The sequence below is a fragment of the Sphaerisporangium rubeum genome (assembly GCF_014207705.1).
In the GTDB taxonomy this organism is placed as follows: Bacteria; Actinomycetota; Actinomycetes; order Streptosporangiales; family Streptosporangiaceae; genus Sphaerisporangium; species Sphaerisporangium rubeum.
In genome coordinates this window covers 7,031,723-7,057,925 of the sequence record NZ_JACHIU010000001.1, presented here as the reverse complement: position 1 = coordinate 7,057,925, position 26,203 = coordinate 7,031,723, and the positions used below count along the sequence as shown (strand labels likewise).

Here is a 26,203-nt window from a genome sequence, read left to right as displayed (position 1 = left end):
CCAGACATGCGCGGACAGGCAAGCATCAAGCACCCGTAGGCAACGATCTCCACCCGCCGCCGCCACAGGTTGGAGTGGTGCGAGTGGCGGAAATTCCGCCGGATCGCGGTAAGGAGATCGCACATGTTCAGGATCAGTCACGCCTTGTCCGCTCTCGTCGTCGGCCTCGTGTCCGTTCCCCTTGTTTTCATGTCGGCCTCACCGGCCGCCGCCGACACCAACTGCGGCTCAAGCAACACCGGCTGGTTCCCCTACGACGTCCGCAGCAGGGTCGTGATCGTCAACCAGTACCAATCCAGTGAACGCGCGGTGAAACTGAACCTGACGAACGACCAGGTGTCCGATCACTCGTACTCGTCATTCAGTTACGGCTACAAATCAGGCGACCAGACCTGGGTGGACCGCAGCTACGACGGCGGCAGCACCTGGACCCAGTGCGGCCCCTTCACCCGCAACTACTCCAACACCTTGAAGAACGTCGGCAACTGGATGCGCGCCTGCTTCCGCCCCGTCGACTACCCCCAGTCATACTGCACCACCTGGTATTACGACAACGACTGACAGAACCCGCCGGCCCAACCCCGATAACCAGCCGACATGACACTCCCAGCCTTCCTTCTCGTGCCGTGCCGACCCTTACGCCGTCGGCACGGCACGAACCGGCCGGAGGAAGAGCACCCGGCAAAGACGTCAAAAGCAAGATGTCAGCTCGAACCAAACGACCCTCCCCGCGCCGTTCCGTTCCCACCCCCATGCCGAGGACAGTTCCCGCACCAGCCACAGACCTCGTCCGCACTCGCTCATCGGATCGACCTGTGCGGGGATCTGCGGAATATCTCCCTCGGAACCCTGGTCGATCACCTCAAAACGCATGGTGCAGCCGTCGCCGTACACCTGAAGCGTCACCACACCCCACGTTCACGTCCCGACCTCGAGTGTTTGATGGCGTTGGCGACCAGTTCCGCGACCAGCAGTTCGGCGTCTTCCACGGCTTCTCGCCTCGTTGCCACGAGGACCGTGTGTATGTACATCCGGGCCACCGTGACCGAGCCCGGCTCTCCTAGGAGATGGACCTTTCCGAGTAGGTCCATGCTCTTCGCCTCCATGCGACGTCTGGCGTCCGCCGGTGCGTGACGGTCGGGTCCACGGGTCATGCTCAGCCCTTCGTCCGGCCGGATCTGTGAACGGTACGAGCAGATTTCTTTCGCCTACATATTTGGACGCGGCGCTTGTGATGTCAGAAAGACCATCGCGCGGAGCAATGAGAATCGCGTTCGCCTTTAATCGCTCAGAGTGATAATCCGCTGGCCGCTCTTCGCGCTCGGCGATACGCTCAGGTGATGGAGGCGCGGACTCTCCCCGAGGCACTTATGAAGATCATGGAAGAGCACGGGTGGACGCAGCTCGACCTGGCACATGAACTGGGGGTTTCCCAGTCGTGGATCTCCGAGGTGTCACGAGGCCGCAAGGACACCGGGATGGCCAAGGCCATCGCTTTGCTGGCGCGTGTGGGATGGGAAGTCCGTATATCGCCGAAAGCGGAGGATCCCGTGAAACGCAGAGAATTCCTGACGGCAGCGGCATCGGTGATTTTTCTGCCGTCCGCACGGACCAACCCCTATCAAGACCCCCAATACGTCGGCACGTTGACCGCGACCATGGCGAGAAACCGGTACGAACTCGGCGGGATCCCCCTGGCTTCGTCCGCTCTTGGACACATGCAGCGAATGGAGCACGTATTGGCCGGAGGCGGTGACCGCCTTCTGCAGGCGGCGTCGTCCCGGCTCGTGGAGCAGGTGACGTTGGTTCTGTACGACGCGGGAAGACTCCCTCAGGCCGAGCGGGCGGGTCGTGTCACTCTCGATCTGGCGACTCGTGCGGAGGACCACGAGGGACGCGCTCGGGCCTATGAGACGCTGAGCCGGGTCGTTCTTGAAGCAGGTGACCACGCGCGGAGTGTCGCGTACGCACAACAGGGGCTGAAGGTGCCGGAGCTCGGGACCGAGCAGCGAGCGACGTTGCACATGAGGCTGGGACGGGCCCTCGCCTCTGTTCCAGGCAATGAGACGGCGTCACGGGACGCGCTCGATCGCGCTCTCAACACCGGCGCTCTTTCTCCGTTCGGCGAGGCCGCTCTACTGGGAGACGTCGCCATCGGGTTGGGTGCCCTCCGGGTGTACAGGGAAGCCGCCGACATGCTCGATACGGCGGCTGAAGCCATCGGGCAGTGGTCGCCGCTGTTCCGTGCGCAGTTCCTGGGGCGCCAGGTCCTGACGGCGTTGCGTGCGTCCGATGCGTCGTTGGCGTCCGAACGCATGCATGAACTGGCGCGAGCCCTGCCGTTCGTGGCCTCGGCGAGGGTCAACAAGCGGGCTGAGGAGATCTTGCGAGCGTCCTTCGACTGGCAGAAGGTCCCGGAGCTCCGCCAAGCTCGCGAGCACGTGGGGGCGATGCTCGTTCCAGGAAACCAGACCTGATCGACGCGACACGGGGGGACCAATGGCAGGTGTGTCGATCCGGGACATGACGGTGAACGATGTCCGGCAGGTGTCGTCGATCCGGATCGCGGGGTGGAGATCGGCTTATGTCGGAATGCTTCCGCAGGATTATCTGGACGGGCTCAGCGTCGAGGAGGACGCCGAGCAGCGGAGGAAGCAGTTCGGCAGGAATCCCAAGGTGCGCAATGTCGTCGCCGAGCGGGACGGCGCGGTGGTCGGGTGGGTCGTCACGGGGCCCTGCCGGGACGTTGGGGCGACCGGCCTGGACGGCGAGATCTACGCCTTGTACGTGGCGCCTGCCATGATCGGGACCGGTGTCGGCCGTGAGCTGGTGCGTCACGTCATCGCTCGCGCGCGGTCAGCCGGACTGGAATCCATGTACCTGTGGGTCCTTGAGGAGAACCACCGGGCCAGGCGCTTCTACGAAGCCGCGGGCTTCGTGCCTGACGGTGAACGGGGCCACTGGCACATGGGAGGAGCGTCCGTGCCGGAGCTGCGGTACATGCAGGTGCTCAGCGGGGTGCCGACGGCAGGGCAAGGAGAGCGAACCGGCTTGTGATGCGCCTGCCAAGCCTCCGACGCTCGCTCAGTGGCAGTGCTCCTGGTGGTGATCACTGGACGAGGTGCCGAGGTCGTCGCTGTGTCCCGCCTTGAGCCGTGGCCACTGTGCGGTCGGCCGGCCGTCCAGCCGGAACTGGCCGCCCCTGGTGTCCCAGTGCTGCGGCCGGCCCGCCGGTGAGTCCTCCCAGAACTCCTGCCGGCCGTAGGCCGTCAGATCGAGCAGCCCGTACGACGGTGCCAGCAGTTCGTTGCCGCGGCCGGTGGTCCAGTAGGTCTCGTAGACCTTGTCGCCGTCCCTGAGATAGGCGACCAGGATGCCGAAGTGCCGGTCGGCGACCAGCCGCTCCACGGCTTCCTCTGTCACCGAATACCAGGGAACCGTCCACCCCATGAAGTCCCGGTACCGCGAGCTCTCCTCGTACGGCCCCTCACAGAAGGTCGCGTAGCTGACGTCCCGCGAATGCAGGTAGGACAACTCGTTGATGTGCGCCGTGGAAAAGGTGCACCCCTCACACTGCTCCGCCGCGGGCCGACCCGTGTGCCACATCTGGTAATAAGCGATCAACTGCGACCGCCCCTCGAAGACCTCGATCAACGGCACCGGCCCACCAGCCCCCACCAGCGGCGTCTGCGCGTCGACCTCGACCATCGGCAGCCGCCGACGCTCCGCGGCCAGCGCGTCCCCGGCCCTGGTGTGCGCCTTCTCCCTGACCCGGAGGCCATCGATCTCCGCCTGCCAGGTCCGCCGATCGACGACCCGCGGAAGGGACTGCTCAGTTGCCGGCGTCTCTGTCATCCGACCTGTATAGCCAAGTCGAAGAGCACGACACAACACCTTGCGGCTGATCGCGTAGTGACGCGGGTGTGGGGTTTTCGGTTGGCGGTCGAGGGGGTCGGGGTTGTGGCCGGATGTGGACGTGGACGGGTTGGCACGGTCCAACGTATGTTCGGGGCCGCAGGAAATTTGGTGATTGTTCGCCATCGGGGTGGATTTGTTAGGGGGCCTTGGTGGCTGATTCCGCGCGCCTGGAGATTCACATCATCAATGTGAGCCAGGGGGACTCGGTCCTGATCATCAACCGGGATCTGGACAAGGTGGCGGCGGCGATCACGAAGGTCGGGTGGAAGGTTCCGGACAAGCCGATCGACTATGTGCCGTTCGCGGTGGCGAAGAACGTGTCGTTGCTGGGGACGGTGAAGAAGGCGCTGCTCATCGACGGGGGGGACAGCTCGTACGGTGAGGACGTCGTGAACATGCTGAAGCGGCACGGGGTGGTGGACGGGCCGGGGTTCTACAAGGACCTCTACATGATGGTCAGCCACTTTCACGCCGATCACCAGGCGGGGCTGCACACGGTGCTGATGGACAAAGAGGTGTCCAAGGTCAAGGGGAAGAAGACGCAGATCGTGCCTCGGTTCATCCCGGGGAAGATGTTCGTCAACCCCCTGTACGACAAGGCCTCGGTGCCGAAGAACCAGATCTTCCCGGCGTTCCGGCGGATCCTCGAGGAGATCAGCTCGCTGTCCCGGAAGTCGAAACGGACCGAGATCGTCGAGGTCCAGCCGGGAGGTACGGAGGCGCACCCGACCCTGATCACCCCGTTGGAGATCGGGCTCGGGGACGGTGTGTCCGACAAGGACGGCAAAGCCATCCCGATCACGATCAAGATGGTGGCCTCGGGGCAGCAGGTGTACGTGCCGGCCACCGTCAAGAGCGGTGTGACGGCCGCCTACCTCAAGGACGTGCCGCAGAAGGCCAGTGCGGTGGACATGAACGACCGGTCGCTCTGTTTCGTGCTCACTTATGGATCGTTCCGATACTTCGGTGGCGGGGACATCGCGGGGGACGGACGAGCCCTTGGCGGTAACGAAGGCACCAAGGCGATGCCTGATCCGCCGAAAGGCAAGAAGAACAAGAAAAAGAAGAAGAACAAGAAGCTCGGGTCGTCCAACAGCCATGGGGACGTCGAGACGGTGCTCGGGCCCTCGCTCGAGTGGGGTTTTCCCGCGACGAAGCTCGGGGACTACGTGGCCGGTGTCGACAAGTATCCGTACTCCGGTGGCTGCACCGTCATGAAGGCGAGTCACCACGCGAGCGCGTCCAGCGTGGACACCTATTTCCTCGCGACGGTCCGGCCGTTCGTGGTCGCCATCTCCTGCGGGTTCAAGGCCAGGCCGCACGACCACCCGACGCAGCAGGTGCTCGACCGGCTCGACAAGACCCTCTCCGCTCAATGGGGTGTGCGCGGTTCGAAGAAGAAGGTCGACAACTCGGTCAAGGGCCTCTATCTCACCGAGGTGATCCAGAAGCGCAAGGGCCGCACGTACGACACCGACGTGCACGACGGATTGTTGCTCGGTGACATCGTCATCCGGCCCGTGGACGAATCGATCGTCGATGCCCGCGCCTCGTCCACGGTCGTGCCGGGACCCGAAGTGATCAAGGTCCAGGTGTACGGGACGGGGGACAAGACCGACACCGTGGACACCGACAACCGCCTGTTCGACGGGGTGACGGTGAGCAAGACCGGCCACTACCCGATCGGCCCTTACTTCCACCCTTCGAGCTGAGGAGCCCGCGAAGTGCCGATCACGACGGTCGAGGACAACGGACGGTTCTACGTACGCGGTGTTACCGGGGAAACGGACACGGCCTACGCCGGCACGAAGGTCATCCCGGTCGGGGGCCATCTGGTCGGGTTCGACGACAGTTTCGCCGACCCTCTGGTGATGCGTGCGTTCTACGACCCGTCACGAATCTCTCTTCCCTCCGGTTTCGTCACCATCGGTTACCTGCAGTACATGCGGATCACCTTCGGCGGCCAGGCGATCCCACCGTCCGTCTTCAGCCCCCGGCTGGCGTCCCGGCAGCTCTACGCCACGGCGAACCAGACGTTCATCGACTTCATGGACCCCAGGGAGGCCAAGGAGAAAGAGATCGAGGTGCCGTACTACGCGCGCAACGGCGCGCTGCTGAACGACCGCCTGTCCGTGGAGTCGGATTTCTACGATCATCCCCTGCCGAACGGGTCGCTGTATTCGATCGACCCGGCGTACCGGGTGAGCCGGTACGCCTCGATCGTGGCCGAGGTGTCGGGTGACCTCGTCGTGGAGTCGGACGTGTTCACGCTCATCGACGGGCTGGCGCCGCTCGCCGAGATCCCGATCACCTCCGGCGACCAGCGGGAGGCGTACCAGATCGCGATCGCCTACCTCACCGACAACAACGTGGACAGCGACGACAGCGAGGACGCGCCGTTGCTGGACTCGATCACCAACTCGGACATGTCGGCGAAGGTCGTCGGGAAGTACGTTCTGCTCACGCTGCCTGACGAGGAGGGTTTCGGGCCGACCCTGGTCATCCAGACATCACAGTCCGGCCCACGGCGAGTGATCGTGCATCTGGTCGGTCAGCACGAGATGGCGACGCTCAACGCCGGGTTCGCGACGGACGCGTTCTGGCGGATCTACGAGTGGCTCAAGGACAACGACCGGCTGACCACCGCGCAGCGGAAGGCGGTGGCCAACACGCATCGGGGCCGGGGACGCGGCGGCCTGGACGCCGATCCGTTCGACCTGAAACCGACGGACGTCGCGGTCGAGGTGAACTACGCGACCGTGCTGGCGGCGTCGAAGCCGCGGCTGCTCCGGGAGGCGCCACGTTTCCTGAACGGTTTCACCTGGTCTGTGCTGCTGCGGTACAACGACGACACCCAGATCATGCAGGCCACGGCGATCCGCGGGCCGAAGGAACTGACGAGCTTCGACGCCAAGCCCCCCACGTCCGCCTACTTCGACGCTCGGACGTCGCCGCTGCTCAAGGACTATCGCATCGACACGAGCAACTTCACCAGAGCCGCCATGCTCCGGGAGAACTTCGCGGCCGGCACCAAACTCACCTACATCTAAGGCGCGAGCATGACCACACCCCCCTCCGAGCCGGATCCGCGGCTCGCGCTCCAGCCTGTCGTGACGTCGCGGTACGCCGGTGGACGGCTGATCGTGTCGTGGACCCCGGTGGCCGCGGCGTACGGCTACCGCGTCGTGGTGACCGGCGGCGACGGCTCCGACTACCGTGCCGAGGTCACCGAGTCACCGTTGACCTGCGACTTCGTGCCACGGCACGGGGTGACGTACACGGTCACGGTCGAGGTGCTCGGGATTCCGGGGGAGGCGGCGGCGCTGACCGTCCCGGACGCGGTGGCGATGCTGCGCGGGCTCGGGGAACGGCTGGTGGCGGCCAGAACCCCGGAGGGGGTGTACACGTTCGGCGAGGACGTGGTCCTGGCGGACGCGGTGCGTGAGCTGATCGGCGCTTACCCGCTGACGGCGGCGGCCGATCCGGTGCTGGACGACGAGGCGGTGCGGCTGAGCCTCGCGGGTGCGTCCACCGGCCTCACGGTGGTCGAGGGTCCGGTCGAGCTGGTGTTCACGGTGTCGGACGAGTACGAGCTTCAGGCGACCTGGACGGCGAGGCCCGGCGACGGGTACCGGCTCGCCGACACCTTCGAAGAGCTCGCCGGGGGGCCGTACGAGTATCTGGACCTGGCGGGGCCGGTCTTCGTGGCGACGACGTACGCGCACACCGAACCGGGGGTGTTCTTCGAGGTCCAGCCGGGGGTGTCGTTCCAGGCCGGGGTCTCGGTGCCGCAGGAGATGTCGGGTGCGTCCGTTCTGGTCGGTGGTGCGCTGCGCGAAGGGCCCGTGTTCGCGTGGCCCGGCGAGCGGGCCTTCGAGGCGCTGACGATCGATCCGATCGGACGGGACGCGCTGACACTGACCGGCGGGCTGGTGAGCCTGACCGAGGACCGGCTGGAGATCAGTGGCACCGTCACCTTGGACGGGATCGAGTTGCCGGCTGTGCTGGACTTCCCGACCGCGATCACGCCGGCTCCGGTGCTGAGGCTGATTGAGCCGCCGCTGACCGGGACCACGTCCGGCGCGTTGCTGACCGCCACCGGTCTGGTGGACGTCGTCGGCGAGCGGCTGCCGGCCACGCTGCTGGACCTCGCGGGGGTCCGGGTGCGTGAGCTGGACATGGCGTTCTCCCCGGCGGGGACCGAACCCACGGTCACGACCGTCGTGCTCGACTTCGGCACGGCCACCTGGACCCTTGTGCCAGGGCTGACGCTGTCGGGATTCCGGCTGGAGACCACCGTGCGCGCGGCCGAGGGGTACGACCCGGCCGGCTCCGTGCTCGTCGCGGGATCCGTGGCCGTGGGGGACGGGGTGTACGAGGTCACGGCCGGCTCGGTCGGCGACGGCACCTGGTACCTGGAGATCGAGCAGGAAGGCGTCGCGGCCGGTGACGTGACGGGGCTGGCCGGCATGGACGTCGCGACGGCCACCGGCATGCTGCCGCGTGCGCTGCTCGACGGTTTCCCACTGACCTTGACCCGTGCGTTCGTGCTCGCCGACCCGGCGGCGGCCGAGATCGCCGAGGTCGAGTTCACGATCGCGCAGACCACGCCGTGGAGCATCGCCGGCGGCACGGTCACGGTGACCGGCTGGACGGCGGACATCTCCGTCGCGCGCGACAAGGACGGCGAGTGGCACCCGAGTGCCGTGCTGTACGGCACCGTCGCCGTCGGCGGGACCGGCTTCGCCGTCTCCCTCGCGATGCCGCCTGGGGAGAACGGGCTGTGGATGCTGGAGATGAACGACGACGCCGTGGTGCGGCTGCCGTCCCTCGGCGAACTGCTCGACCTGTTCGGCGGCACGGCGACGGGTCTGCCGGCGAACGTCGCGGACCTCGGCGACCTGGAGATCACCGGGTTCAAGGTCGGCTTCGACACCGGGCTCAGCCGGGTCGCGTTCATGTTCGTGCGGATCGCGCAGGCCTCCGACTGGGTGATCATCCCGGGTGCCGGTGCGGACCTGCTGGCGCTGCACGACTTCACCGCCGCGCTGTCGGTGACACCGGAGGGATCGGCCGGATTCCTGGAAGGCACGCTGGTCGTCGGCGGGGTGCCGGTCGACACGGGGCTCGTGAAGAACGGCCCCACAGAGGACTGGGTGCTGCGCGCCGGGTGGAACACCAAGGTCGCCGTCCCCGGGTGGAACGCGCTGGAGGGATGGCTGTCGCCGTCGCTGGCCGGCGCGACGCTGCCGGTCGAGATGCCGCTTTCGGATGGGTTCGACGTGTCCCGGGTCTGGCTGCGGCTCAGCGGGACGAGCGGTGCGCTGACCGAGCTCGGGTTCACGCTGTACACGGACAAGCTGTGGAAGCTGAGAGAAGGGTTCTCGCTCACCGAGGTGCGGGCCCAGCTGCGGATGCCGTGGCCGGTGCGGGCCGACGCCATCGACGCCGTGCTCGGCGGGGTCCTCACGCTCGGCGGGGTGGAGATCGCGATCGTGGCCGTCAAACCGGCCGGAGGGCCGTGGGAGTTCGGCGGGTCGTTGCTGTACGGCCTCACGATCGACCTGGTGGAGGCGGTCAACGGCATCACCGGGGGGCACGCGCTGCCGGGGGACGCGGCGGCGTACGGACTGCCTGCGGAGATCACCATCGAGAGCGCCGAGGTGCTCGCGGTCCCCGAGACGGGACGGTTCCACTTCCAGGGGGAGGCGGGGTTCGACTGGGAGTTCCAGATCGCGGGGGTCGATGTCGCGGTCCGGTCCATCGGCGGCACCATCGACATCCCCGCCGCCGGTGAACCGGCCGTCGACGGCACCGGCGAACCGGCCCCGTCCGCCGGCACCGAGGCACCGCTGTTCGCCAGGCTCACCGGAGTCGTCGACGTCGCCTCGATCCGCGCCACCGTGTCCGCCGAACTCGGCACCGTGGACACACCGACCGTCCTGACCGGCACCCTGGAACCCGCCGAGCTCGCCGCGCTCGACCTGGCCTCGGTCACGGCGATGGGTGCGGCGGACGGCGGCTGGCGCACGGTGGCCCCGGAACTCGCCGACGATCTCGCGTTCTCCGGCGCGGCGTTCGCGCTGAACCTGACCGAGCGGCGATTACTCCTGTACGGCGAGATGGCCCACGGCGACGAGTGGACGGTCGCCGGACTCGTCCACTGTGTGCCGAGCGGCGACGGCTGGTCGTACGTCGTGGCGCTGGCCCTCCCCGGCGGGTTCCGGTTCGGGGACCTGTTCGGCGCGCTCTCGGTGGTGGACGACTACCTGTCGGTGGGGGACGCGCGCCTCGTGGTCTGCGACCTCCCCGGCACCACCCTCGGCGACGCGGCCACGCGGACCACCGGCGCGCTCCTGGCGATCGACCCCGAGGCGGAGTCCCCGCTCGACGATCTGGACGGCGACCCGCGCGGCCTGTCCACCGGCGTGTACGTCAGCGCGGACCTCGTGTTCGCCGGGCCGCTGTTCTCGAAGGTCCTGCAGATCGGCCGGGACGGCACGCCGCCGGTCGTGCGCCTGTTCGCCGTGATCGACCAGAGCGTCCCCGGCGACGGCGACGTCCAGAACACGACGGTGTTCGGCGCCACGCTCCCCGACATCGTGGTGCTCGACAGCATCGCCTTCACCGGCCTTGAGCTCACCTACCGGCCCGACCCGGCCGACCGCCTGGAGATCGCGGGGAACGTCGCGCTGACCGGCGTCTTCGGCGACGACTACAGCTTCGGCGTGACCCTGGTGGTGGACAGCACGCGGCTGACCGCCGCCGTCGAGCAGACGAGCCGCGAGATCGTGAACCCGTTCCTGCTCCCCGGCATCGTGCTGTCCGGCCTCAGCATGGACATCGCGTACGTCTGGGCCCAGGGCTCGGTCCCGGCGTCCTCGACGTTCGCGCTGACCGGTCACGTGCTGCTCGGCCGGGCCCCCGCGGCCGGCGAGACCGACGAACGGGTGTCCTGCCTGGCGCGGCTCGCGCTGATCGACGGGTCCCCGGCGCTGTTCGCCGTGACACTGGACCGAGACCTGTCCGTCGGCGGCCTGCTGGCGTCCCTGGTGACCGGACACGGCGCGGACTGGCCGTCCGACTTCGTGGACGTCGTGTTCCGCGCCACCAGCCGGGTCTGCTACGCCACGGCGGACGGCGTGTCGGCCGATCCGACGTTCATCGCCGGGCTGATGGTGGACGCCACGGTACGGCTGACGCTGCTGGTTTCCCTGGAACTGCACGTCGTCGTGACGTTCCTGCGGGTCGGTGACCGGTACGTCGGCATGCGCATGGACGTCGCGCTGCTTGAACCCCTGGACTTGGCGTTCATCACCTTCTCCGGGCCGGAGTTCGGCGGCGGCCCGGTGCTCGCCGTCGAGACGGGGGACAACGCGAAGTTCGAGCTGTCCACCGGCATCAGCTTCCTGCACGAACGGTTCGTCAGGTGGGACGTCACCGTGCGGCAGGGAGCAGACGGCGGGAACGTGTTCGGCGGCCACCTCAAAACCGACGTCGAGCTGGAACCGTTCGGAAAGCTGGCGTGTGACTTCACCTACACGACGCACCCCGGCCGGGACAGTGAACTCGAACTCATCGGCTGGCCCGAGTTCGACTGGGTCCTCGACCTGTTCGACATCTTCGCGGCGATCCGGTCCCTCGGCAGCCAGTCGTCCATCTGCGGCGCGCTCGCGGCCCTGGTGCCGCTCATCGGGTACGACACGACGTTCCGGCTGACCCCCGACGTCGCGATGGAGGGAGACAAGCTCGTCTTCCTGCTCACCGGCACGTACGACTTCACGGTGGAACTCGCCGACGACCCGTTCCTTGAGGTGACGCTGCCGCCGCTGCGTGTGGAGATCGCCGCGGACACGCACTACGACCAGCTTCCCGGCCGGCTGGCGGAGGAACTGCTGCTGGCCGGGCCGAGGTTCGCCGCCGACCTGCTCCGACAGCCGGAGAAGATCGCCATCCTGACCGGCATGCTGATCACCGAGAAGGCCGTCGAGGCGGCGATGCAACTCGCCTGCGAGGGACTGGTCGAAGGCGCGGTCGCCGCGGCGGCCGAGGCCGCGGCCGGTCTCGTCGCCACCACGGTCGGCGGCGCGGCGGCCGTCACCGCGAGTGCGGTGCTGTCGGTGGTGACGGGGTCGCTGTCGGACTCACGGTCGCACTCAGGCGGCGGTGGTGGCGGTGGCGGTGGCGGCTCCGACGACGATGACGACGGCGGCTCCAGCTCCGGTGGCTCCGGCGGCGGCTCCTCCGGCGGCGGGTCCGGGACGGCCAGGCCGGACGTACCCGTGCTCAAGAGCCTCACGTACGCGGAAGGGAACGTCACCGCCAAGTGGGACGCCGCCGCGCGGGCCAGTGCGTACACGTTCGAACTGCTCGGCCCGGACGACGCCGGCCTCGGTTCGGCGGACTTCGCCGCCAGGCTCGACGGGACGCTGCCGCTGCGCGCGGAGGCGTTCGGCGTCTACCACGGCAGAGTGCGGTCCTCCCGAGGCGACGTCCTGAGCGGATGGGCCACGTTGCCGCTGGTCAGGACGGCTCCACCGGAGGCCGCCGTCACACTCGCCGACACGGGTCTCGTGGTGAGCTGGACCGACGCCACCGACGCCGACCGGTACCAGGTGCGTCTCGGCGACGTGGTGACCGAGGTGGCCGGGACGCTGCGTGAGGTCGAACTGCCTGTCCCCGAGCCGGGGACGGTGACCGTGGAGATCCAGGCCGTACGCGCCGGAGAGATCCCCGGCGGGTGGAGCGCGCCGGCGTCCCTGGAGGTCCTTCCCGCGCCGGACGGCGTGACGGTGCGCCAGGAGGAGAGCCGCCTCGTCGTGAGCTGGCGTCCTCTGACCGGCCGGGACGACGAGATCCGCTACGCCGTCGAGATCGCCGGTACCGGGGAACCCGTCGTGCGGCTCGGCGATACGGCGATCTCGATGTCCCTCGACGGGCCGTTCACCGAGCACGTCGTCCACCGCCTGCGTGTCCGTGCGTCCGCCGACGGCGGGCTCGGCCTCTGGAGCGCACCCGCCGAGTTCGTGTACATCGCGATGCCTGGTCCCGAAGGACTGCGGGTGAGCCAACGGGGGGACATGTTCCACCTGAGATGGTGGACACCTGTGGTCCTCGACGAGCCGATGTCGTACCAGGCGCAGACGTACGTCGGGTACGGATACGCGTGGGTGAGCGTCGACGAGGACGGCAACATCGTCGAGAGCGGTTCCCGGTCGTGGGAGGAGATCAGGAGCGAGGCCACCGGCCTGAACACCGGCGAGGCGGACCTCGCGCTCGGCGGATACGGCGTCCGCGTGCGTTTCACCACACCGGTCAGGACGGGCCCGTGGGCCGTCGAGACACCGCGGCTCCTGGAGGTGCCGAACGTCCAGGAGGCGCGTTACGCGTCCGAGGCCATCGGCGTGACCTGGTGGCCCGTCGAGGGTGCCACCTACGAGGTCTCGGTGTCGCCGGGTGACCTGGTGCTGACGTCGCAGGAACCCGCGCTGGAGATCTCCACCGACATGCTGGCGCAGGGCACGCTGTACGAACTGCGGGTGCGGTCCGTCGCGGGGGAGGACTTCGGCACCTGGAGCGACCCGCCGGTCCGGGTGGTCACGGTCGACCCGCCTGCCGGGGTGACCGCGTCGTACGCGGACGGAACGCTGGAGATCGGCTGGCAGCAGGTCAGCGGGGCCGAGCACTACCGGGTCACCGTGCTGGACGCCGACGGCGGGGTGCTCAAGGTGGCGCAGGAGGACGGGCCGGTCACCTGGGACGCCGCTGACCTGCCGCGCGGCGCCGGTTTCGCCGTCCGGGTCGCGTCGATGATCGAGGACGTGGCGTCCGCCGACTCGGCCCCCGTGACGTTCGCCATGTTCGACCCCCCGGCCGGCCTGACCGCCGACCACGACGGCGTCGGCACGCGGCTCTCCTGGTCCGCCGTCCCCGGGGCCGACCAGTACCGGGTCCGGCTGCTCAACAGCCAAGGCACCGTGGTGAAGGCCGTCGTGACCCGGCAGACCACCGCCGAGATCGCCGCGCTCGGTGTCACCGCGCAGGTCAGGGTCGTCGGCCAGGCCTGGTCCGCGGCCGTCCCCGTGGCCCGGTACACGTGCCTGTCCTTCACCGGCGACCGGCCCACCGTGCCGCGCGTCTCGCAGCGTGAGCTCGACACCGTGTACAAACCCACGCAGACCCCCACGAGAACCGGCTGGGTGGCGACGATCCTCGGCGCCGGCGGACCCCTGTCGGTCCTCACGTTCCTCACCGCCGCCGTGGTCAGGAGCGGTCCGATCACCCAGCCGCAGCTCTACCCGGCGCTCAACGGCGGCGACCTCCAGGACCTCCCCGCCGTCCCTGCCGACGACTACACCACCCCTGTCGGCGTGCTTGAGGCGATCCTCCGTCTCGACCGAGTCCTGGCCGCCAAGGGAGTGCTGACCGCCAACGCGCCGTACCACGCCTTCAACGGCAGCCTCACCGTGCCGTTCGCTCGCGAAGGCACCGGCCCGCTGGTCGCCGTCGCCTTCGGCACCGCCACCGACCTGCCTGGCGCCGCGCTTCCCGGCGCCAGAGGAAGCGTGGTCTTCGGCATCCCCGAGGGCCGGGCCACCGTGTACACGCCGAACCCCGAGAACAAGAACTGGCTGGTCTTCACCGACGACCCCGGCCTGCCGCTGACCCTGCTGCGCCGCCTGGTCAAGCTCCTCGCCGACCGGGAGGTGCTCACCGCCGCGGAGGCGGCAGCCGTCCTCTAGTCGTGGCGAGGACCGCCGGACAGCTCGTGGTCGGCGTGCGAGAGGGCCTCGGCGATGAGGGCACGGACGTGGGAGTCGCGCGCGCGGTAGCGGACGCGCCGTCCCTCTCTGCGGGTGTCCACGAGACCGGCGAGCCGGAGCTTGGCGAGGTGCTGCGAGACGGACGGCCGGGGGACGTCGAGTGCTTCGGCGAGAGAGCCGACGTCGTACTCGCCGGCGGAGAGCAGCCACATCAGGCGCAGGCGGGTGGGGTCGCTGAGCATGCGGAACGCCTCCACGGCCGTGGCGACCTGAGCGGCAGTGGGTTGCTCCTGCGAGTGGTTGGCACCTGATACGTTGTCGCGTGCGCACATGGATACATATGATGGGGTCACTGGGACGCCGAAGGCAAATTCGAGGGACCCCTCATGCATGGTCACGGACATGGTCAGGGACATGGTCAGGGACATGGCCACGGACACAGTCACGGTCACGGACGTGTGCGGCGGTTGTTCGTGCCGCACAGCCACGACAGCAAGGACAAGACCGACGCCGCGCTGGAAGCCAGCGCACGAGGCATGCGTGTGCTCGCCGTGTCGTTCGCGGTGCTCATGGCGACGGCGGCCGCGCAGGCCGTGGTCGTCGCCATGTCCGGCTCGGTGGCGCTCCTCGGCGACACCCTGCACAACGTCGCCGACGCGTTGACGGCCGTCCCGCTGGCCATCGCGTTCTCCGTGGGCCGGCGCGCAGCGACCCGGCGGTTCACCTACGGGTACGGCCGAGCCGAGGACCTCGCCGGCATCGTCATCGTGCTCGTCATCGCCGCCTCCGCCGGCTTGGCCGGCTTCGAGGCCGTCACCCGACTGCTCCATCCACAGGATGTGGACGCACTCGGCTGGGTCGCCGCAGCCGCCGTGGTCGGCTTCGCCGGAAACGAATGGGTGGCCCGGTACCGCATCCGCGTAGGCCGCGACATCGGCTCCGCGGCCCTCGTCGCCGACGGCCTCCACGCACGCGCCGACGGCTTCACATCCCTGGCCGTCCTACTCGGCGCCGCAGGCACCTGGCTCGGCTTCCCCTTGGCCGACCCCCTGGTCGGCCTGCTCATCACCCTCGCCATCTGCTACGTCCTGCGAGACGCCGCAAGAGAGATCTACCACCGCCTGATGGACGCCGTAGACCCCACCCTGGTCGAAACCGCCGAACGAATCCTCCTGAACGTCCCCGGCGTCCGCCACACCGGTTCCCTCCGCCTCCGCTGGATCGGCCACGCTCTCCACGCCGAAGCAGAGATCTCCGTCGACCACGACCTCCCCCTGACAGAAGCCCACGCCATAGCCGTCCAAGCCGAACACCACTTGATCCACAACCTCCCCCGCCTACGCACCGCCACCATCCACACCGACCCCCACGACCCCACCGGCCCCGACCACCACGCCGTCCTCTCCACCCACCACTGACCAACCGTCTCATCTGCGACCGACCGTGTGATCTGCGCACGAACTCCGCCTCCCTGGCGCCCCTTCCCGGCGCCGCGTCGGCCGGCACCGTCTACGGCGAATTCGGCGCCGCCGTGCGGTGAGGTAGGTGGGGAACGGGCCGCCGTCGTCATGGTCCTTGCGAAGGAGGCGCTTCGCGCGCGGGCCGCAAGGGCTGTCTTATGTGGGGGACACCCCCACACCCCCGGGCCTGCCGGGCTCATTCTCGCCGCGCCGTTCGGGGCGGTAGTCAAGCAGGCCAGCGGTGATCGTTGATGAGCTCCCGGACTCGTCGAACGTCGCGGTAGGGCTTGAGCCGGTCGAGAACCACGCGTGCGCGGTGGGCGACTCGGTCGCTGGCCACGTCTGCGGACAGCGTCAGCATTCGTACGGCTACGTCGGCCGCTTCCTCGGGCTCGTTGGCGTCGGCCAATGCGACGGCGAGCCATGACAGGTACAGGGCCAGCTCGCGGCTGTGGGTGGCGTCGTATCGACTGAGGATGTCGGTCAGGATCGGGACGGCGCGTAGTGGCCGCCGTAGTTCGGTGTATGCGCGGGCCTTCATGATCTGGAGTTCACCGGTGTTCACCCAGTACAGATATGCGGGTTCGGCCTCTCCGCTGGGGTGAGCGAGTGCTTCGTCCGCTTCCGCGAGTGCACGAATGGCTTCTTGTGCTTGTCCTGCTCGTGCGTGAGCCCATGCGACGCGATCCCAGCACAGCGCGCGCGCTCGGGGTGGAGCATGCGGCCCTGCGGCGTTCAAGGCTGTGTGGGCGAGTGCCACGCCTTCGGCTGGGTCGGCAGAGTTGGTCACCTGGTAGGCGAGCGCGCCGATGAGGTGCCCTGCGAGGGTCCCGTCTCCGGCTTGATGAGCGGCACTTATGCCGAGTCGGTACGTTCCGGCTGCTTGGTCGGATTGTCCTGCGTCGCCGGCCACCCATCCGGCGATGTGGGCGAACTCGCCGATGGTCACGAGGAGACCCCGGCCGACGTCCTCGGTGAAGATCGACTCGCGGTACATCCGTACAGCCGCATGGAGCTCGCGGAACGCGGGTTGGATCAAATCTCGTCCGGCGAGTACGTCGTCGGCGAGCCGCAAGCTGTGGACTCGTGCGGACATGTCGGCAAGTGTCCCGGCGCCGATCCGCCGACCTCTGCGGCTCCGCTCAGGCACCAGAGGGTTTTCCCTGCCGAGAAGCTCCTTCAGGACATCGGCGGGGGGTCGGCGTGGCGAAGCTGCTGCATCGCTGAACAGTTCGTCTTCCTCCATTCCGAACACTCGACAATAAAGCATTGGATAGGGGTCTTTCGGCCGGTGCCTGCCTGCCTCCCAGTATTTGATCATACGGAGCATTGAGTCCCGTTCCGGCAGATACGCGCGGGTGTGTTCGTCGGCTGCTTCCGCGAGTCGCTTGGCCATTTCCCGCTGGGTCCACAGCCTCTCACGTCGTGCGATACGCAGGCGTACGGCCCAGGCGGGCACATCGCTCATCGAATACTCCTCACGGGAAAGGACGGGACGCGAGCCTTTCCTCCAGTTTCCCCCGTCCACTCTGTCGGCGCATATCAATTGACATGTGTGATGGAAGCGGATCACAGAAAAGCGACCCGGAGGCGTTGGCAGTCCGGTACGGGTCCCTGAACCGCGGAGGTGCGATCTATGGCAGATTCTCGGGCCGTGTCCCTATCTGGTCGCGACGCGAGACCGGGGAGGCTGTTCGGCGTCATCGAGTTGGAGGCGGTCCCTGAGTCCGTGTCTGTGGCACGGCGGTTCGTGCGGGAGATGCTGGGCGACGGTCACCCGGCGTTGGACGACGTGACGCTTGTGGTGTCGGAGCTGGTCGGTAACTCGGTGCGTCATTCGGACTCGCGGTGCGGCGGGACGGTGGCGGTCGCGCTCGCCGATGCCTTCGACCGTATTCACGTCGATGTCCTGGACGCCGGAAGCGCGGACGTTCCACGTGTATGTGCCGTTGTCGCAGAAGCGGACGAGAGCGGGGAATTGCCGGTGAGCGGTCGTGGTCTGTGGCTGGTTGCGGAACACTCGCTGGCGTGGGGGGTGTCTGATGACGTGACCGGGCGGACGGTGTGGTGCCAGGTCGGTTACAAGTGGGCGAGTTCGGTCATGTTGGGAGTCCCGGCTCGTACGTGGGCTTGGTGATCTCGGGGAGTTAAGTGCGGGCTCTGGGGGTTGACCTTGACGCCGGTGTCAGGGGCTACGTTGCAGGTGGTCATGGGTCAGGGAGGGTCTGTGCGGATCGGGGAGCTTGCGGCGCTCGCCGGGACCAGTGCGCGGGCCGTGCGGTATTACGAGCAGCAAGGGTTGCTCGCGGCGCGGCGGTCGGCGAACGGGTACCGGGAGTATGACGAGGGTGACCTGCGGGTGGTGCGGGAGATCCGGTCGCTGATGGCGGCGGGGTTCTCGCTGGAGGACGTGCGGCCGTTCGTGGCTTGCCTGCGGGACGGGCATGCGACGGGGGACGCTTGTCCTGAGTCGGTCGCGGTGTACCGGCGGCGGCTCGCGGTGCTCGACGCGGAGATCCAGGCCCTGGTCAGGCAGAGAGCCGAGGTGGCGGAGCAATTGGCACGGGCCTGTCCGGGCTGTGCCGTGGAGGGACACAATGATCACGTTGACGAGCGAGAACTTCGACGAGCGGGTGCTGCGCGCAGGCAAGCCGGTACTGGTCGACTTCTGGGCGGAATGGTGCCCTCCGTGCCGCATGATCGCGCCGATTCTTGAGGATATCGAGAAGGAGTACGGCGATCGGCTCACCATCGGCAAGCTCAACGGCGACGACCATCCGCAGATCGTGGCGAGGTACGGGGTCATGGGGCTGCCGACGCTGAACCTCTACCGGGACGGCGAGGTCGTGCGGCAGGTCGTCGGCGCGCGGACCAAGCGCATGCTGCTGGCCGAGCTGGAAGGCTGTTTCTAGGTCCCGGTGGGTACGGAAGGACGAGGAATCACTCGGAGAAGAGATCGAAAGGTCACGGACGCGTTGGCCGTGACGGTCGTGCGCGCTCCGGCGGGGGAGGCGCTGCCGTAAGGTATCGCCATCTTTCGTGTACTCGGCGCACGAAACTCTTCGCGGGTGAGGAGACACCGATGAGTGGCACGGGGGAGTTGGCCGTACCGGACGTGGTGGACAGTCCGGTACGGCAGAGACCGCCGGAGAGCCGGGCCGGCCGGTGGCTGCTGGAGCACCGCGTGCAGCCGGTGGGGCCGGAGGCGGACGAGGGCCACGCGCATCCCCAGGCCTGGTGGAAGATCATGTGCCTGACCGGGGTGGACTACTTCTCCACGCTGGCCTATCTTCCCGGCATCGCGGCGCTGGCCGCGGGGGTGTTGTCGCCGCTCGCCACGTTGCTGATCGTGGCGCTCACCCTGTTCGGCATGCTGCCGATGTACCGGCGGGTGGCGCGGGAGAGCCCGCACGGCCAGGGCTCGGTGGCGATGCTGGAGGACCTGCTGCCGTTCTGGCAGGGCAAGCTGTTCGTCCTTGTCCTGCTCGGCTTCGTCGTGACCTCGTGGATCGTCACGATCACCCTGTCGGCCGCGGACGCCTCGGTGCATCTCTTGGAGAACCCCTACGCTCCGGGCTTCCTGCACGGCAACGCGGTGCCGCTGACGATCGTGCTGCTCCTGGTGCTCGGCGGGGTGTTCCTGCTCGGCTTCAGCGAGGCGGTCGGCGTCGCGATCCCGCTGGTGGCGCTGTTCCTGGTGCTGAACGCCGTGGTGGTCGTCGTGGGGATCGGCGACGTGCTGGCCGAGCCGGAGGTCCTGTCCCGGTGGTCGGAGGCGCTGACCCACACCGGAGGCGGGGTCGGCGGTGTGCTCGGCCCGGCGGTGCTGGCGTTCCCCCTGCTGGTGCTCGGCCTTTCGGGGTTCGAGACGGGGGTCAGCATGATGCCGCTGGTGGCGGCCGAGGGTGAGGACGCCGCGGCGCGCAGGGAGTCGCGGGTGCGCAACACACGCAAGCTGCTGACCGTGGCCGCACTGATCATGAGCATCTATCTGATCGCCACCAGTTTCGTGACCACGCTGCTCATCCCGCCGGAGCGGTTCGGGCCCGGTGGCGAGGCCAACGGCCGCGCGCTGGCGTACCTGGCGCACGAGCGGCTCGGCGAGGTGTTCGGCACCGCGTACGACGTCGGCACCATTCTCATCCTGTGGTTCGCGGGTGCCTCCGCCATGGCGGGGCTGATCAACATCGTGCCGCGGTACCTGCCGTCGTACGGCATGGCGCCGGAGTGGGGCCGCGCGGTACGTCCGGTGGTGATCGTCTATACGGTGATCTGCGTCGTCCTCACCATCGTCTTCGGGGCCGACGTCAACGCGCAGGCCGGCGCGTACGCCACGGGGATCCTCGCGATGATGGTGTCCGGCGCGGTCGCGGTGGCCATCTGGGCCGTGCGCAGGCGGCGGCGTGCCGCCGCGGCGGGTTTCGGCGTGCTGACCCTCGTGCTGCTGTACGCGCTGGGGGACAACATCAAGGAGAAACCGGACGGCATCGCGATCTCGGCGATGTTCGTCCTCGGCATCGTGGTGGTGTCACTGATCTCCCGGGTGTCGCGCACCACCGAGCTGCGGGCCGACCGCATCGAGTTCGACATGCCGGCTCGCCGTTTCGTCACCGATTCCCTGGCTCACGACGGCGCACTGAACATCATCGCCAACCGCAGGCAGGCCGGCGACGTCGCCGAGTACGCCGCCAAGGAGGCCGAGCAGAGGAGCATGAACCCGGTGCCGAACCCGGCCGACGTGGTCTTCCTGGAGATCGATGTGGTGGACCCCTCCGAGTTCAGCGACGTGCTGCGTGTGAGCGGCGTCGAGGTCGGCGGCCACCGTGTGCTGCGCGCGCAGAGCCCCGCCGCGCCGAACGCCATCGCGGCGATCCTGCTCGCGTTGCGCGACGCGACCGGTGTACGGCCGCATGCCTACTTCGAGTGGTCGGAAGGCGCTCCGCTGACCCATCTGTTCCGTTACCTCCTCCTCGGCCGCGGTGACACGGCACCGGTGGTCCGTGAGATCCTCCGGCAGAGCGAGCCGGAGCCGTCCCGCCGTCCCGGCATCCACGTGGGAGGTTGAGCGGGCCGTCCTCGTGTCACCGTTCGGAGTCGTCGCGTCGGGAAGCCGTCAATAAACGATGGTGCGGCGTATGGAAGCCGTCAAGAGCCGTCAAAACCCCCAAATACCGCGATTTCCTGGACTCAGGCCGCCTCATGAGGCGGCCTGAGGCATGTAAGTCCGGAAATGAGGAGTGGAGATGGCCGACGTCGTCTTCGTCGTCCTGACGATCGCGATCTTCGTGGTCCTCGGGTATGTGGTCAAGGTGGTGGAACGGCTGTGAGTGCCGTCAACGCCGCCGGTCTGGCCGGTGCGGTACTGCTGGTGATCTTCATGGTCGCGGCGCTGCTCTTCCCGGAGCGGTTCTAGATGAGCGTCACCACCGCGGGGATCGTCTTCGTCGCGTCGCTCGTCGCGGCGCTCGCGCTCGCGCACCGACCGCTCGGCGACCACATGTACCGGGTGTACACCGGGACGCGGCACCTCGCCGCGGAGCGTGTGGTCTACCGGCTCCTCGGTGTGCGGCCCGACACCGAGCAACGGTGGGGGGTCTACGCGCGCAGCCTGCTCGCGTTCTCGATCGTCTCCATCGGGTTCGTCCACCTGATGCAGCGTGTGCAGGACAAGCTGTTCCTCAGCCTCGGCTTCCCGGCCGTCCCCGACCACGTCGCGTGGAACACGGCGGTCAGCTTCGTCACCAACACCAACTGGCAGGCGTACGCCGGCGAGAACACCATGGGTCACCTGACGCAGATGGCCGCGCTCGCCGTGCAGAACTTCGTGTCCGCGTCGGTCGGCATGGCCGTGGCGGTCGCTCTGGTGCGCGGGTTCGCGCGCAGCCGCAGTGACACCGTCGGCAACTTCTGGGTGGATCTGGTACGCGGTGTCGTCCGTGTCCTGCTGCCTCTGGCGTTCGTGGCGGCGCTGGTGCTGGTGGCGGGTGGCGTGGTGCAGAACCTCATGGGGCCGTACGACGTCACCACGCTCACCGGCGGCGTCCAGCACATGACCGGCGGCCCGGTGGCGAGCCAGGAGGCCATCAAGGAGCTCGGCACGAACGGCGGCGGCTTCTACAACACCAACTCGGCGCATCCGTACGAGAACCCCACCACGTGGACCAACTGGTTCGAGATCTTCCTGCTGCTGGTGATCCCGTTCAGCCTGCCGCGTACGTTCGGCCGCATGGTCGGCCAGGTCCGCCAGGGCCACGCGATCCTCGCCGTGATGGCTGTGATCGCGCTGGCGAGCGTCGTGCTGACCAACGTGTTCGAGCTGAGCGGCGGCGCGACCGTCCCTCAGGCGGTCGGCGCGGCCATGGAAGGCAAGGACGTCCGGTTCGGCGTGGCGAACTCGGCGACGTTCGCCGCGGCCACCACCCTCACCTCCACCGGGGCCGTCAACTCGGCGCACGACTCGTACACCCCGCTCGGCGGCATGATGACCCTGTTCGACATGATGCTCGGCGAGGTCGCGCCAGGCGGCGTCGGCGCGGGCCTGTACGGCATGCTCGTGCTCGCCGTGATCACCGTGTTCGTGGCGGGGCTCATGGTGGGCCGCACCCCCGAATACCTCGGCAAGCGGATCGGCTCACGTGAGATCAAGCTCGCGTCGCTGTACTTCCTGGTCACCCCGGTCCTCGTGCTCACAGGGACCGCGGTGGCGATGGCCAACGAAGCCGGTCTCGCGGCCATGCTGAACGGCGGCCCGCACGGCTTCTCCGAGATCCTCTACGCCTTCACCAGCGCGTCCAACAACAACGGCTCCGCGTTCGGCGGCGTCACGGTCAACACGCCGTTCTACGACGTGGCGCTCGGCCTGTGCATGGTGCTCGGCCGGTTCCTGCCGATCATCTTCGTGCTCGCGCTCGCGGGCTCGCTCGCCAGGCAGGCCCCCGTGCCGGAGTCGGCCGGCACGCTGCCGACCCACCGGCCGCAGTTCGCCGGGATGCTCGCCGGCGTGACGATCGTGCTGGTCGCACTGACCTTCCTCCCCGCGCTGGCGCTCGGGCCGCTCGCAGAAGGAATCCACTGATGTCCACCCCGGCCGTCCCTGCGGCAGCGCAGCCCGACCGCGTCGGCGGCGGTCTGCTCGACCCCAAGCAGCTCCTCACCTCGCTGCCTGAAGCGGTCCGCAAGCTCAATCCCGCCACGCTGTGGCGCAACCCCGTCATGCTGATCGTCGAGGTCGGCGCGTTCGCCACGACGGTGCTCGCCGCCACCGGTGAGGCGTCGTTCTTCGCGTGGGCCATCGCGGTGTGGCTGTGGCTCACCGTGCTGTTCGCCAACCTCGCCGAGGCCGTCGCCGAGGGCCGCGGCAAGGCGCAGGCCGCCACGCTGCGCGCCGCCAAACGCGACACGGCCGCGCGCAGGCTCACCGGCTGGCGTCCCGGCGCGGACCCGCTCCACTGGGACACCGTCGGCGCGCCTGAGCTCAGGCAAGGTGACTTCGTGGTCGTGGCGGCCGGGGAGATCATCCCCGGTGACGGCGACGTGGTCGAAGGCATCGCGAGCGTGGACGAGTCGGCCATCACCGGCGAGTCGGCGCCGGTGATCCGCGAGTCCGGCGGCGACCGCAGCGCCGTCACCGGCGGCACGAAGGTACTGTCCGACCGCATCGTCGTCCAGATCACCCAGAAGCCCGGCGAGAGCTTCATCGACCGCATGATCGCGCTGGTCGAGGGGGCCGGCCGGCAGAAGACGCCGAACGAGATCGCGCTGAACATCCTGCTGGCCGCACTGACGATCATCTTCCTGGTCGCCACGGTGACCATGCAGCCGATGGCCATCTACGCCAGGAACATCAACCCCGGCATTCCGGACTCGCTCGCGCTGAACGCCGACGGCGTGACCGGCGTCGTCCTGATCTCGCTGCTGGTGTGCCTCATCCCGACCACCATCGGCGCACTGCTGTCGGCCATCGGCATCGCCGGCATGGACCGCCTGGTGCAGCGCAACGTGCTCGCCATGTCGGGCCGCGCCGTCGAGGCCGCCGGTGACGTCGGCACGCTGCTGCTCGACAAGACCGGCACCATCACGCTCGGCAACCGCCAGGCGTCGGAGTTCCTCCCCGTCGACGGGGTCGCCGCCGCCGACCTCGCCGCGGCGGCGCAGCTGTCCAGCCTCGCCGACGAGACCCCCGAGGGTCGTTCCGTCGTGGTGTACGCCAAACAGACGTACGGCCTGCGTGAACGCGCGCCTGGCGAGCTGGCGCACGCGCGGTGGGTGCCGTTCACCGCGCAGACCCGAATGAGCGGTGTCGACGTCGACGACCGGCAGGTACGCAAAGGCGCCGCGACCGCCGTCATGAAATGGGTGCGCGACAACGGCGGACACCCCACCGACGACGTCGGCCACCTGGTGGACGGCATCTCCGCGAGCGGCGGCACACCGCTGGTCGTGGGGGAGCGCCTGGCGGGCCAGGCGCGCGTGCTCGGCGTGATCCACCTCAAGGACGTCGTCAAGCAGGGTATGCGCGAGCGGTTCGACGAGATGCGCCGCATGGGGATCCGCACCGTCATGATCACCGGCGACAACCCGCTGACCGCCAGGGCCATCGCCGACGAGGCCGGTGTGGACGACTTCCTCGCCGAGGCCACCCCCGAGGACAAGCTGGCGCTGATCCGCAAGGAACAGGAAGGCGGCCGGCTGGTCGCCATGACCGGCGACGGCACCAACGACGCGCCGGCGCTCGCGCAGGCCGACGTCGGCGTGGCCATGAACACCGGCACGTCGGCCGCCAAGGAGGCCGGCAACATGGTCGACCTCGACTCCAACCCCACCAAGCTCATCGAGATCGTGGAGATCGGCAAGCAGCTCCTCATCACCAGAGGCGCGCTGACGACGTTCTCGATCGCCAACGACATCGCCAAGTACTTCGCGATCATCCCGGCGATGTTCGCGGTCGTGTACCCCGGCCTCGACGCGCTCAACATCATGCGCCTGGCGAGTCCGCAGTCGGCGATCCTGTCCGCGGTGATCTTCAACGCGGTCGTCATCGTCGCGCTGATCCCGCTGGCCCTGCGCGGTGTGCGGTACCGGCCGGCCGCGGCGGCCAAGCTGCTGTCCCGCAACCTGTACGTCTACGGCCTCGGCGGCGTAGTCACCCCCTTCGTCGGCATCAAGCTCATCGACCTGCTCGTCCAGTTCCTCCCTGGGATGTCGTAATGGAACGTATGCCTGGCTGGCTCCGCCATCATGTCGCCGCGGTCCGCGCGGTCGCCGTACTCACCGTGATCCTCGGCCTGGTCTACCCGTTCGTGGTGACCGGTGTCGCGCAGGTCCTGTTCGACGGCCAAGCGAACGGCTCGATGGCCGGACGGGACGGGAAACCGCTCGGCAGCGCGCTCATCGGCCAGCCCTTCACCGACGCCGCCGGCAAGCCGGTCGCCGCGTACTTCCAGAGCCGTCCCTCGGCCGCCGGGTACGACATGCTCGCCACCGCGGCGAGCAACCTCGGCCCCGAGGACGTCGTGGACGTCCTGCCGAAACCCGGCGCCGAGGGACGGCGGAGCCTGCTCACCCAGGTCTGCGCACGCTCCAAGGAGATCGGCGAACGCGAAGGCGTCTCAGGCGCCAGGCCGTACTGCACGCCTGACGGCGTCGGCGCCGTGCTGAAGGTCCTCCCCGCCACCGGCCCGCCGGCCAGGGTCGTCAGCGTCAACCAGGCCTGTCCCGCCGCGCCGTTCGTCACCGGATACCGCGGCGTTAAAGTGGAGTGCGGCAGGCCAGGCGAGGACTACTCCGCGGGCCGCACCGTCCCGGTGCGCGGCGGCGTCACCCGCGCCGCGGTGCCTCCGGACGCGGTCACCGCGAGCGGTTCCGGTCTCGACCCGCACATCTCGGTGGCCTACGCCGAGCTGCAGGCACCCCGCGTCGCCAAGGCGCGAGGCATCGACGAGAGCAGAGTACGTGCCATGATCGCCGCGCACACCGGCGCACGCGGCCTCGGGTTCATGGGGGAGCCCGCGGTGAACGTCCTGGAGCTCAACCTGGCCCTCGACCGCGGATGAGCAGGGGGCG

Annotated in this window: 20 protein-coding genes; 15 read left to right on the top strand and 5 right to left on the bottom strand. The window is 68.5% G+C overall.

Annotated features, from left to right (window positions below; genetic code table 11):
* Positions 1–123: 123 nt before the first annotated feature.
* Positions 124–561 carry a hypothetical protein gene (locus tag BJ992_RS29930; protein ID WP_184986683.1) on the top strand — a complete coding sequence of 146 codons (438 nt, stop codon included), beginning with the start codon at positions 124–126 and terminating at the stop codon, positions 559–561.
* Positions 562–690: 129 nt separating this feature from the next.
* On the opposite strand, the gene BJ992_RS29925 is transcribed toward BJ992_RS29930, so the two are convergent.
* Both BJ992_RS29925 and BJ992_RS29920 read right to left on the bottom strand, forming a co-directional pair.
* Positions 691–906: an ATP-binding protein gene (locus tag BJ992_RS29925; protein ID WP_184986681.1), complete on the bottom strand. Its 216-nt coding sequence runs from the start codon at positions 904–906 to the stop codon at positions 691–693.
* Positions 903–1,091: a hypothetical protein gene (locus BJ992_RS29920; protein ID WP_184986679.1), complete on the bottom strand. Its 189-nt coding sequence runs from the start codon at positions 1,089–1,091 to the stop codon at positions 903–905. The genes BJ992_RS29925 and BJ992_RS29920 overlap by 4 nt, the downstream gene beginning before the upstream one ends.
* Before the next feature lie 279 nt (positions 1,092–1,370).
* Between BJ992_RS29920 and BJ992_RS29915 the strand changes: the two genes are divergently transcribed.
* A complete protein-coding gene (locus BJ992_RS29915) occupies positions 1,371–2,477 on the top strand; it encodes a tetratricopeptide repeat protein (protein WP_184986678.1) in 1,107 nt (368 codons plus the stop codon).
* Between the two features lie 115 nt (positions 2,478–2,592).
* Positions 2,593–3,057 carry a GNAT family N-acetyltransferase gene (locus BJ992_RS29910; protein WP_221475039.1) on the top strand — a complete coding sequence of 155 codons (465 nt, stop codon included), beginning with the start codon at positions 2,593–2,595 and terminating at the stop codon, positions 3,055–3,057.
* 27 nt (positions 3,058–3,084) lie between these two features.
* Here the strand turns inward: BJ992_RS29910 and BJ992_RS29905 are convergent, their stop codons facing one another.
* Positions 3,085–3,855, bottom strand: a complete 771-nt coding sequence (locus tag BJ992_RS29905) for a DUF899 family protein (RefSeq protein WP_184986674.1) — start codon at positions 3,853–3,855, stop codon at positions 3,085–3,087.
* A gap of 212 nt (positions 3,856–4,067) precedes the next feature.
* Between BJ992_RS29905 and BJ992_RS29900 the strand changes: the two genes are divergently transcribed.
* Genes BJ992_RS29900 through BJ992_RS29890 form a run of 3 tightly spaced genes read left to right on the top strand, consistent with a single transcriptional unit; the run spans position 4,068 to position 14,660 of the window.
* Positions 4,068–5,630 carry a ComEC/Rec2 family competence protein gene (locus BJ992_RS29900; protein ID WP_184986672.1) on the top strand — a complete coding sequence of 521 codons (1,563 nt, stop codon included), beginning with the start codon at positions 4,068–4,070 and terminating at the stop codon, positions 5,628–5,630.
* Positions 5,631–5,642: 12 nt separating this feature from the next.
* Positions 5,643–6,968 (top strand): hypothetical protein, encoded by a 1,326-nt coding sequence (locus BJ992_RS29895; RefSeq protein WP_184986670.1) that lies wholly within the window; start codon positions 5,643–5,645, stop codon positions 6,966–6,968.
* A 9-nt stretch (positions 6,969–6,977) separates the two neighbouring features.
* Complete coding sequence (locus BJ992_RS29890; protein ID WP_184986668.1) at positions 6,978–14,660, top strand: hypothetical protein; 7,683 nt, start codon at positions 6,978–6,980, stop codon at positions 14,658–14,660.
* On the opposite strand, the gene BJ992_RS29885 is transcribed toward BJ992_RS29890, so the two are convergent.
* Positions 14,657–15,013 carry an ArsR/SmtB family transcription factor gene (locus BJ992_RS29885; protein ID WP_184986666.1) on the bottom strand — a complete coding sequence of 119 codons (357 nt, stop codon included), beginning with the start codon at positions 15,011–15,013 and terminating at the stop codon, positions 14,657–14,659. The genes BJ992_RS29890 and BJ992_RS29885 overlap by 4 nt on opposite strands.
* Positions 15,014–15,139: 126 nt before the next feature.
* Between BJ992_RS29885 and BJ992_RS29880 the strand changes: the two genes are divergently transcribed.
* On the top strand, positions 15,140–16,099 hold the full coding sequence (locus BJ992_RS29880; protein WP_343072931.1) for a cation diffusion facilitator family transporter: 960 nt from the start codon (positions 15,140–15,142) through the stop codon (positions 16,097–16,099).
* A 268-nt stretch (positions 16,100–16,367) separates the two neighbouring features.
* Here BJ992_RS29880 and BJ992_RS29875 read toward each other — a convergent pair whose 3' ends face one another.
* Complete coding sequence (locus BJ992_RS29875; RefSeq protein ID WP_184986662.1) at positions 16,368–17,609, bottom strand: helix-turn-helix transcriptional regulator; 1,242 nt, start codon at positions 17,607–17,609, stop codon at positions 16,368–16,370.
* Between the two features lie 168 nt (positions 17,610–17,777).
* On the opposite strand from BJ992_RS29875, the gene BJ992_RS29870 reads away from it, so the two are divergent.
* From BJ992_RS29870 to BJ992_RS29830, 8 genes are all read left to right on the top strand, one after another.
* Positions 17,778–18,278 carry an ATP-binding protein gene (locus BJ992_RS29870; protein ID WP_184986660.1) on the top strand — a complete coding sequence of 167 codons (501 nt, stop codon included), beginning with the start codon at positions 17,778–17,780 and terminating at the stop codon, positions 18,276–18,278.
* Between the two features lie 72 nt (positions 18,279–18,350).
* Positions 18,351–18,857 carry a MerR family transcriptional regulator gene (locus tag BJ992_RS29865; RefSeq protein WP_246497690.1) on the top strand — a complete coding sequence of 169 codons (507 nt, stop codon included), beginning with the start codon at positions 18,351–18,353 and terminating at the stop codon, positions 18,855–18,857.
* Positions 18,739–19,053, top strand: coding sequence for a thioredoxin (gene trxA / locus BJ992_RS29860; protein WP_184986658.1), 315 nt, complete (start codon positions 18,739–18,741; stop codon positions 19,051–19,053). The genes BJ992_RS29865 and trxA overlap by 119 nt, the downstream gene beginning before the upstream one ends.
* A gap of 170 nt (positions 19,054–19,223) precedes the next feature.
* A complete protein-coding gene (locus BJ992_RS29855) occupies positions 19,224–21,206 on the top strand; it encodes an APC family permease (protein ID WP_184986656.1) in 1,983 nt (660 codons plus the stop codon).
* 258 nt (positions 21,207–21,464) lie between these two features.
* Complete coding sequence (locus BJ992_RS29845; RefSeq protein ID WP_184986654.1) at positions 21,465–21,554, top strand: potassium-transporting ATPase subunit F; 90 nt, start codon at positions 21,465–21,467, stop codon at positions 21,552–21,554.
* A complete protein-coding gene (gene kdpA / locus BJ992_RS29840; RefSeq protein WP_184986651.1) occupies positions 21,555–23,216 on the top strand; it encodes a potassium-transporting ATPase subunit KdpA in 1,662 nt (553 codons plus the stop codon).
* Complete coding sequence (gene kdpB, locus BJ992_RS29835) at positions 23,216–25,348, top strand: potassium-transporting ATPase subunit KdpB (protein ID WP_184986649.1); 2,133 nt, start codon at positions 23,216–23,218, stop codon at positions 25,346–25,348. The genes kdpA and kdpB overlap by 1 nt, the downstream gene beginning before the upstream one ends.
* Positions 25,348–26,193, top strand: a complete 846-nt coding sequence (locus BJ992_RS29830) for a potassium-transporting ATPase subunit C (RefSeq protein WP_184986647.1) — start codon at positions 25,348–25,350, stop codon at positions 26,191–26,193. The genes kdpB and BJ992_RS29830 overlap by 1 nt, the downstream gene beginning before the upstream one ends.
* The last annotated feature ends 10 nt before the right edge of the window (positions 26,194–26,203 follow it).

Bases quoted from the DNA above. Each gene is read 5' to 3' on its own strand.
- BJ992_RS29930 (WP_184986683.1), top strand. From the start codon at position 124: ATGTTCAGGATCAGTCACGCCTTGTCCGCTCTCGTCGTCGGCCTCGTG.
- BJ992_RS29920 (WP_184986679.1), bottom strand. From the start codon at position 1,091: ATGGACCTACTCGGAAAGGTCCATCTCCTAGGAGAGCCGGGCTCGGTC.
- BJ992_RS29915 (WP_184986678.1), top strand. From the start codon at position 1,371: ATGAAGATCATGGAAGAGCACGGGTGGACGCAGCTCGACCTGGCACAT.
- BJ992_RS29910 (WP_221475039.1), top strand. From the start codon at position 2,593: ATGCTTCCGCAGGATTATCTGGACGGGCTCAGCGTCGAGGAGGACGCC.
- BJ992_RS29905 (WP_184986674.1), bottom strand. From the start codon at position 3,855: ATGACAGAGACGCCGGCAACTGAGCAGTCCCTTCCGCGGGTCGTCGAT.
- BJ992_RS29890 (WP_184986668.1), top strand. From the start codon at position 6,978: ATGACCACACCCCCCTCCGAGCCGGATCCGCGGCTCGCGCTCCAGCCT.
- BJ992_RS29885 (WP_184986666.1), bottom strand. From the start codon at position 15,013: ATGTGCGCACGCGACAACGTATCAGGTGCCAACCACTCGCAGGAGCAA.
- BJ992_RS29875 (WP_184986662.1), bottom strand. From the start codon at position 17,609: ATGAGCGATGTGCCCGCCTGGGCCGTACGCCTGCGTATCGCACGACGT.
- BJ992_RS29870 (WP_184986660.1), top strand. From the start codon at position 17,778: ATGGCAGATTCTCGGGCCGTGTCCCTATCTGGTCGCGACGCGAGACCG.
- BJ992_RS29865 (WP_246497690.1), top strand. From the start codon at position 18,351: ATGGGTCAGGGAGGGTCTGTGCGGATCGGGGAGCTTGCGGCGCTCGCC.
- trxA (WP_184986658.1), top strand. From the start codon at position 18,739: ATGATCACGTTGACGAGCGAGAACTTCGACGAGCGGGTGCTGCGCGCA.
- BJ992_RS29855 (WP_184986656.1), top strand. From the start codon at position 19,224: ATGAGTGGCACGGGGGAGTTGGCCGTACCGGACGTGGTGGACAGTCCG.
- kdpA (WP_184986651.1), top strand. From the start codon at position 21,555: ATGAGCGTCACCACCGCGGGGATCGTCTTCGTCGCGTCGCTCGTCGCG.
- kdpB (WP_184986649.1), top strand. From the start codon at position 23,216: ATGTCCACCCCGGCCGTCCCTGCGGCAGCGCAGCCCGACCGCGTCGGC.
- BJ992_RS29830 (WP_184986647.1), top strand. From the start codon at position 25,348: ATGGAACGTATGCCTGGCTGGCTCCGCCATCATGTCGCCGCGGTCCGC.